This is a genomic window from Planktosalinus sp., assembly GCF_059864935.1.
Window position 1 is genome coordinate 1 of sequence record NZ_JCBCCK010000109.1, and the last position, 7886, is coordinate 7886.

Annotated in this window: 9 protein-coding genes and 1 pseudogene; 7 read left to right on the plus strand and 3 right to left on the minus strand. The window is 39.3% G+C overall.

From position 1 onward, the window contains the following. Positions 1-323, minus strand: a pseudogene (locus AC6F75_RS04730) (tail-specific protease); the annotation flags it as partial. 235 nt (positions 324-558) lie between these two features. On the opposite strand from AC6F75_RS04730, the gene surE reads away from it, so the two are divergent. From surE to AC6F75_RS04765, 7 genes are all read left to right on the plus strand, one after another. Continuing rightward, a complete protein-coding gene (surE, locus tag AC6F75_RS04735) occupies positions 559-1332 on the plus strand; it encodes a 5'/3'-nucleotidase SurE (protein ID WP_500713796.1) in 774 nt (257 codons plus the stop codon). A gap of 162 nt (positions 1333-1494) precedes the next feature. Continuing rightward, positions 1495-1770, plus strand: coding sequence for a hypothetical protein (locus tag AC6F75_RS04740; protein WP_500713797.1), 276 nt, complete (start codon positions 1495-1497; stop codon positions 1768-1770). A 59-nt stretch (positions 1771-1829) separates the two neighbouring features. After that, positions 1830-2942 (plus strand): lipid-A-disaccharide synthase, encoded by a 1113-nt coding sequence (gene lpxB / locus AC6F75_RS04745; RefSeq protein ID WP_500713798.1) that lies wholly within the window; start codon positions 1830-1832, stop codon positions 2940-2942. 8 nt (positions 2943-2950) lie between these two features. Beyond that, positions 2951-3538 carry an NlpC/P60 family protein gene (locus AC6F75_RS04750; RefSeq protein ID WP_500713799.1) on the plus strand — a complete coding sequence of 196 codons (588 nt, stop codon included), beginning with the start codon at positions 2951-2953 and terminating at the stop codon, positions 3536-3538. 178 nt (positions 3539-3716) lie between these two features. Continuing rightward, positions 3717-3956, plus strand: coding sequence for an addiction module protein (locus tag AC6F75_RS04755; protein ID WP_500713800.1), 240 nt, complete (start codon positions 3717-3719; stop codon positions 3954-3956). Further along, a complete protein-coding gene (locus AC6F75_RS04760) occupies positions 3953-4252 on the plus strand; it encodes a type II toxin-antitoxin system RelE/ParE family toxin (RefSeq protein ID WP_500713801.1) in 300 nt (99 codons plus the stop codon). The genes AC6F75_RS04755 and AC6F75_RS04760 overlap by 4 nt, the downstream gene beginning before the upstream one ends. A gap of 654 nt (positions 4253-4906) precedes the next feature. Further along, the gene (locus AC6F75_RS04765) at positions 4907-5638 is read left to right on the plus strand and encodes a phenylalanine 4-monooxygenase (RefSeq protein WP_500713802.1); all 732 of its coding nucleotides are present in this window, start codon (positions 4907-4909) and stop codon (positions 5636-5638) included. Between the two features lie 4 nt (positions 5639-5642). Here the strand turns inward: AC6F75_RS04765 and AC6F75_RS04770 are convergent, their stop codons facing one another. After that, positions 5643-6509 (minus strand): bile acid:sodium symporter, encoded by an 867-nt coding sequence (locus AC6F75_RS04770; protein WP_500713803.1) that lies wholly within the window; start codon positions 6507-6509, stop codon positions 5643-5645. A 363-nt stretch (positions 6510-6872) separates the two neighbouring features. After that, on the minus strand, positions 6873-7886 hold a 1014-nt coding region (locus AC6F75_RS04775; RefSeq protein WP_500713804.1), incomplete at its 5' end, for a prolyl oligopeptidase family serine peptidase.

Sequence of the window (7886 nt, forward strand, 5' to 3'; positions counted from 1 at the left end):
GTATGCACCAGATCAAAAAAGGAAATGTCTTTGTTTTTTAACTGGTCGTCAATCTGGTATTCATATTTGCTGAATTCTTCAATGTCTGAAGCCAGAAAATAGCGCTTTAGCGGGTCAATGTCGATGATAAATTTATGGTAAACCTCTGAAGAGAAGGCGTCGTCAAAATCCTTATTGGCAAAATGAGTTTTTTCAAGTACATAAGTAATCAATTCTATGAGTACTTTGTCCTTTTCGGGGTCATCGATTGTTTTTGTGGTGAAACTACAGGAAGCCGCAGCAACAAAAACGGCAAGAAGAAGTACTTTTAAATTCTTTTTCATAAATCGCATAGTAAAATCATTTTAGGTTACTAATTTATACAAAAAACCGTGCCACAAAGCCAAAGGGCTACTAATTTTATGTTAAACCATGTTTCACCCCACAATATAAGAAACGAAAGGATAAAACAGATGTTGTTTGCCCCATTTTTTATTCTTGATAACTTTGTTGAAACCGAAACCTTTTAGTTGTAAATTTTAGAAGCGAAATTGTTTATTTTAGCATAAAATTAGCTTCATGAATAAAAAAAGACCCTTGATACTGGTCACCAATGACGACGGAATTTCAGCACCGGGCATCAGGATGCTCATTTCCATAATGAAAGAAATTGGCGATGTGATTGTGGTGGCACCGGATAAACCGCAAAGCGCCACGGGTCACGCCATAACCATTAACAACACACTTTATATCAACAAAATCAATATTGACGACGATGTGCAGGAGGAATACAGCTGCTCGGGCACTCCGGTTGACTGTGTGAAACTGGCCGTGCACGAAATCTTGAAAAAGAAACCGGATATTTGTGTTTCCGGCATCAATCACGGGTCAAATTCATCCATCAATGTGATATACTCGGGCACCATGAGTGCAGCGGTCGAGGCCGGAATTGAAGGCATTCCCGCCGTTGGGTTTTCATTGCTGGACTACTCCTGGGATGCCGATTTTAAATCGGCTGCCAAATACATTAAAAAAATCACCTTGGAAGCTTTAAAAAATGGCTTGCCTAAAGGCGTTGTGTTGAATGTCAACATCCCTAAACTCCAGGAAAAAGACATCAAAGGTGTAAAAGTTTGCCGACAGGCCAATGCCCAATGGATAGAAACTTTTGACAAACGAAAAAACCCTCAGGGCAGGGACTATTACTGGCTTACCGGTGAGTTTGTCAACGAAGACAAAGGCGAGGATACTGATGAAGCTGCCTTGGAAAAGGGGTTTATTTCCATTGTTCCGGTGCAGTTTGATTTGACCGCCCATCACGCCATCAAAGAAATTAATAAATGGGATGTATGATAGTTTTTGAGTTTTTGAGTTTTTGAGTAGTTAGATATGGCGTTTGAAAAAACAAATTTGAAATTATTATCTCCCGCAGATTTCGCAGATTTGCGCTGAAAAGGTTTGTTGTTTGTTGATGGATTTTGCTTTGAGGTGTATTTCAAAAAATAATTTTAAAAAATGCAAAAAGAAATTGTTTTAGGTTTTTTGATAGGGATTGCGGCCAACCTTGCCGGAATGTTTATCTACGTCTATTTTTTTCTGGATTATGAGTTTATTGAGAGCCTTAAAATTGCCAGGCTAAATGACACATTGGGAAATCTCATAGCTCTTGGTGCCATTTTAAACCTCCTCGTGTTTTTTACAATGATTAAAAAAAGGCAACTTTACCGTGCCCGTGGGGTGTTGATGGCAACCATTCTGGCTGCGTTGGTGATAATGTATTTGCAATTTTGAGTTTGATAGTTTAATTATAGTTTAATTAACGGGACTCCCGCTTTCGCGGGAGTAGGGAAATGAAATACTATTTAATTGCCGGAGAGGCATCTGGAGATTTACACGCTTCAAACCTGATGAAAGAAATCAAGGTGCTGGACAGCGATGCCCAATTTCGTTATTGGGGCGGTGAGCTCATGCAGGCGCAAGGTGGTACTTTGGTCAAGCACTACCGCGAACTGGCATTTATGGGGTTTCTGGAAGTGGTTCTCAATCTGAATACCATTCTTAAAAACATCTCTTTTTGTAAAAAGGACATTGAGCAGTTTCACCCTGATGTCATCATTTTTATTGACTATCCCGGCTTTAATATGCGCATTGCTAAGTGGGCAAAAGAAAAGGGAATTCCCACGCATTATTACATTTCGCCTCAAATCTGGGCTTGGAAAGAAAACCGCATTAAGCAAATCAAACGCGATGTGGATGCGATGTATGTGATTTTGCCTTTTGAAAAAGATTTTTACGAAACCAAACATCAATTTCCGGTGCATTTTGTGGGGCATCCGCTTATTGATGCCATTTCAAACAGGTCGCCCATTGACCCAAAAATATTTAAGAAAGAGCTTGAAATGGACGACAGGCCCATCATCGCTCTCCTCCCCGGAAGCCGGAAACAGGAAATCAAAGTCATGCTTTCGGTGATGCTAAGCGTTGTGGATGATTTTCCCGACTATCAGTTTGTCATTGCCGGTGCGCCAAATCAAGATGAAACCTTTTACAGACAGTTCATCAAGAAGGAAAACGTGCATTTGCTGCTCAACCGCACTTACGATTTGCTGAGTGCTTCCTATGCCGCTTTGGTCACTTCGGGCACGGCAACGCTGGAGACGGCTTTGTTTAAAGTTCCAGAGGTGGTGTGCTATAAAGGGAGCCGCATATCTTATGAAATCGCCAAGCGGGTAATAAAACTGAATTACATTTCGTTAGTAAACCTGATATTAAACAAACCGGCAGTCACCGAACTCATTCAAACCGAATTCAACACCAAAAGGCTTAAAGCCGAGTTGAACAACATTTTGGACGATAAAAAAAGAGCCGCTATGTTTTTGGATTATTTTGAACTTGAAAAATTGCTTGGCGGAAAAGGAGCCAGTAAAAAAACTGCAACATTGATAGTTAACAGCATACAATGAATCTAAAGATGAAACCTTTTTTTCTATTGCTAATTTCCGGCCTTCTACTTGCCTCTTGTGGCAGTGCCAAAAAAAAATATGACGCTAAAATTGTCATTGACCCCAGTTCAAGAAACATTCCAAAGGAAAACACATCAACAACCTCAAAACCCAAGGAACGTGAGGTAGTTGTTTACAATCCGGCAACTTCAAAAGCCGATACTCCGGTAGATTTAAAAATCAAAAATATCGTGGATGTGGCGCAATCATTTCACGGCACGCCCTATCGGTTTGGGGGCACTACTGCCAACGGCATGGACTGCTCCGGACTTGTATTTACAGCTTTTAAAGAAGAAAACATTATGCTGCCCCGCAACAGCCGTGATATGGCCACAAGGGGTCAACGCATCAGTTTGAATGAAGTAAATGTGGGCGATTTGGTCTTTTTTAAAACCGACCGCAGGCGCAATGTGATCAATCACGTGGGTCTGGTGGTAGAGGTTTTTCTGGGCAAGGTCTATTTTATCCACTCCTCCACTTCACAGGGGGTTATCATTTCCAGTCTTGATGAGTCTTACTGGAACAATGCGTTTGTGGAAGTGCGTCGGGTGATTTAATTTTTTGTTTTAAATTAGAGAGGCGTTTCTTGAAATATACCTTCACTTTACTCTTTGCATCGTGTTACAAAAAATGATTTAGATTGCTTTTCTAAACATAAACACATATTTTCCATTTAGTTAAAATGAAAATCTGTGGAACAAAATTTGTAACTTTACAAAACGAAAAGTATAGATTATGACAACTTTAGATTTAAGAAATACCGTCAAAGAGTATATAAACTCAGCAGATGTAAGATTATTAAAAATGATGAAAGCATTAGCGGAGACCTATCAAAATGACGAACAGGAACTAACCCTAAGCGAAGAGCATTATCAAATGATTGACAAGCGTAGAGAGGCCCATTTAAAAGGTGAAAGTAAATCCTTTACTTGGGAAGAGGTCAAACAAAACGCAAGAAAAGCAGTTAGTAAATGACATATATTTTAGATGTTAAAGATGAGGCTAATATTGAAATCATCGAAGCTTACCTATATTACGAAGAAAAACGCACCGGGCTTGGGGAAGAATTCTTAGAACATCTGGACACTTATTTTGAAAGGATTATAACAAATCCAAAGCACTTTCCTCAAAAGCGAAAACCCTATCGAGTAGCTTTTTTAAAACGATTTCCGTTCTTGGTTATTTATGAAATTGCAAATGATAAAGTCATTGTTTATTCTGTGTTCAATACATGGCAAAATCCAGAAAAGAAAATAAGTGAGAGAGGTTGATTGATTATTCTAATATAGATTTAAAAACAACAAAAAAATTAGGGATATGAAACTATTTGAAATTGCTTTTGTAACGATTGCACAAGAGTATATCAAGGTTTGGAAAAAATATCAATATTGGTCAGTAGGGAGTTAGGTATTTTATATTTTAATGGTTTTCTTCAATATTATGTCCATAGTTTTTATTTTAAACTATATTCCTTCAAAATCTGTTTTTATTTTAATTGGATTAAGCATATATTTTTATGTTCAATTTTATAGAACCTCGATTAATACTAAAGAGTTTGTTGAAAATTATCATTTGACAAAAAGAAACAAACAATTGGTATTCCTTTATTTGATAATTTCTGTAGTAAATATTGTTGCTTTATTCTTGATGCAGGTTGTATATAAATAGCGTACAATTCCTCCACCCAAGCATTTTTTAACTTTGGGTTTTCACAATTTTCATTAAAATTCCCGCCAATTAAAAACTATTTCATTAGATTTGGGTTTTACAAAAGCAATGAGAAACTTTAACAACACATATTATTACTATCCAATTCTTACGAGAAGAATCGGACAGTGATGTATTGTTAAAAAACAAATACGTTAACCTAAAATCCCGGTTCTTTTGAATCGGGATTTTTTTATGCTTAAAAATGAACAGATGAAATGAAACAAAACATGAACAACTACTCTGAGGAGGACAAAAAAGTATGGAAGTTACTTTTTGAACGACAACAGCAAAACCTGAAAACAAAAGGATCTGCTGCCTATTTGAAATCGCTCGATTTTATGAACCCTGTTTTAAACGGAAATGAAATCCCCGAATTCGAGAAAATGAACCGCTGGTTTAAATCAGAAACCGGCTGGAAAATAGAGGTGGTTCCCGGGTTGATTCCTGTTGAGGAGTTTTTTAAGCTGCTTTCGCAAAAGCGATTCTGTTCCTCTACCTGGTTGCGAAGCATGAAAAACCTTGATTACCTTGAGGAGCCGGATATGTTTCACGATACCTTTGGACACATTCCGTTATTGGCAAATCCGGTGTTTTCAGAATTTGTCTATGAGTTTGGGAAATTGGGCAAGGAGTTTATTCACGATAAAGAAAAATTGGTTCAGTTACAACGGTTGTACTGGTTTACAATAGAGTTTGGCGTGATTCAGGAAGCCGGTGCAATTAAATCCTATGGCGCAGGAATCATTTCGTCCTTTGGCGAAACCAATCAAATTCACCATCAGGAAGCGAACTTTCTGCCATTTGATATTGAAATCATTTTGAACAAACCGTTTAGAACCGATGTGATGCAGGAAGACTATTTTGTGATTGAATCACTAGAACAGTTGTTTGAATCGCTTGAAAACGTCAAACAATTGTTGAATAAAAAGGTAGTGCAGGTTATGTGAGCCATTAGGCAGATTTTGGTTTTTTATTCCCTAAATAAACCATCAGCATCACGGCCGGGAACATTATTATACTGTAAATCGCCGAAGGAATTGTCATCACAGAGTTTTGAAGAATTCCTGCGGCAATGGCAATACCCAGCGTTCCGTTTACAATGCCCACCTCAACGCCCACTGCAATGGCCTGAGCCTTGTTTTTGGTGATGGCTTTGGTGATGATATAGCCAAAAAACATCCCCAGTAAATTGAGTGCTAAGGACAGTGGTCCCGCTTTCGCGAAAAACTCCCCGAGGTTAGCACGTTCTTTGATTAACACCGCAGCAATTATCAGCACCAGAAACAGCGCCGAAAGTATTTTTACCGGACGTTCAGCCCTGTGGGAGAATTTGGGGTATTTGCTATGTATTACCATCCCCACAGCAACAGGAACAATAGTTATTGCCAATATCTGGCCAATGGTTTTTAAAAACGGAAGTTCAATTTTTTGACTCTCGCCCATAAACTGCAACATACCAAAATCCACCAAAATGGGAATGGTAAATACCGTAATCACACTGGCTATAGCAGTTAAAGTGATGGAAAGCGCCACATCGCCTTTGGAGAGGTGGGTAATCAGGTTGGTAGTTGCCCCACCCGGACAAGCCGCCAAAATCACAAACCCCACCGCCAGCTCCGGTTGCAAGGGAAAGATAAACAACAACCCAAAGGTCAGTGCCGGAATAAAAACCAGTTTCAAAAACAACCCCACACCCACTGCTTTGGGAAACAAAATCACATTTCTGAAATCGTTGGGTTTTAACGTTAACCCCATACCCAGCATAATGACAAAGAGGGCAAGAGGTAGGAAGAGTTGGGTGAGGAGGTTGGATTCCACTTAAAGTTTTTTGTTTATTGTTTAGAGTTTATGGTTTTCAAATTTGCCGACCAGTCCAGATTGCAAATCGATTTTGCTGTGTAGTTTTGGTAAGTTTAGAAGTTCCAATACATAATTATCTTTAAAAATGTTTGTTGATTCATGATTTGTTTCTCTCAGCACTGTTGAGAGTTTTGGAAAATCTTTGTTTGTCTTGTAAAACTTTTTCATTCTCCAAATATATCTTTTTTATCAAATAAAATTTCGGAACAATAGCACACAGATAACACGGCTTAAGCGGATTTTCATGGAAAAAATCTTATTAAAATCTGCGAGAATCAGCAGTATCAGCGTTATTAGCGTGCTATCTTCTTATTCCCAACTTTACATCGTCTCCCTCAACCACCTGAAAAACTCCCCTTGCCATACCATACCATTATGGGGTTGTAGTATCCAGTGGTTTTCTTCGGGGAAGAGCACAAAACGGCTTTTGATGCCTTTTTGCTGCAACACCTGAAAGGCTTCCTGACTTTGTCCAATCGGTACACGGTAATCTTTGGCTCCCTGGATAATCAGCATAGGGGTGTTCCATTTTGAAACCATATTTATAGGGTTAAACTCGCTGTAAGCTCTTTGAACATCTTTATTGTCTTTTTCCCAGTAAGGTCCGCCGATGTCCCAGTTGACAAAGAACAGCTCCTCAGTAGTGCCATACATGCTTTCCAGGTTAAACACCCCTGCGTGTGAAATAAAAGTTTTGAATCGGTTGTCGTGCATTCCGGCAAGGAAAAAGGCGGAGTAGCCCCCAAAACTGGCTCCCACTGCCCCCACTCTTGTATCGTCAACAAAAGGTTCTTTGCACAGTTCATCAATGGCTGAGAGGTAATCCCTCATAGCCTGTCCCCCCCAATCTTTGCTTATTTCTTCATTCCATGCCACACCGTGACCGGGCATCCCCCTGCGGTTGGGTGCTACCAAAATATAACCCTGTGCAGCCATCACCTGAAAGTTCCACCTAAAGGAGTAAAACTGGCTCAAAGCACCTTGTGGTCCACCTTGCAGGTACAAAAGTGTTGGATACTTTTTTGAAGGGTCAAAGTTGGGCGGATAAATCACCCAAACCAGCATTTGCTTGTCGTCTGTGGTGGTTACCCAACGTTTTTCGACATTGCTTAACGAAATGGAATTGTAAATGTCGTCGTTTACTTTGGTGATTTGATTCCAGGCTTTCGACTTTAAATCATAGGAGTAGATTTCACTGGCCTGATTGAAAGAAGTTCGGGTCAGAATGATTTTATTTCCTGAAAAGCCCACGATGCCTGTAATGTCAAAATCGCCTTTGGTCACTTCTTTAACCACCGGAAGTTTTTTAGTGTTACCCGGAAAATCTACTTCAAA

What these genes read in the sequence shown, in the direction of transcription:
- AC6F75_RS04750 (WP_500713799.1), top strand. Translation starts at nt 2,951, where the DNA reads ATGAAACCTTTTTTTCTATTGCTAATTTCCGGCCTTCTACTTGCCTCT.
- lpxB (WP_500713798.1), top strand. Translation starts at nt 1,830, where the DNA reads ATGAAATACTATTTAATTGCCGGAGAGGCATCTGGAGATTTACACGCT.
- AC6F75_RS04740 (WP_500713797.1), top strand. Translation starts at nt 1,495, where the DNA reads ATGCAAAAAGAAATTGTTTTAGGTTTTTTGATAGGGATTGCGGCCAAC.
- AC6F75_RS04760 (WP_500713801.1), top strand. Translation starts at nt 3,953, where the DNA reads ATGACATATATTTTAGATGTTAAAGATGAGGCTAATATTGAAATCATC.
- AC6F75_RS04765 (WP_500713802.1), top strand. Translation starts at nt 4,907, where the DNA reads ATGAAACAAAACATGAACAACTACTCTGAGGAGGACAAAAAAGTATGG.
- surE (WP_500713796.1), top strand. Translation starts at nt 559, where the DNA reads ATGAATAAAAAAAGACCCTTGATACTGGTCACCAATGACGACGGAATT.
- AC6F75_RS04755 (WP_500713800.1), top strand. Translation starts at nt 3,717, where the DNA reads ATGACAACTTTAGATTTAAGAAATACCGTCAAAGAGTATATAAACTCA.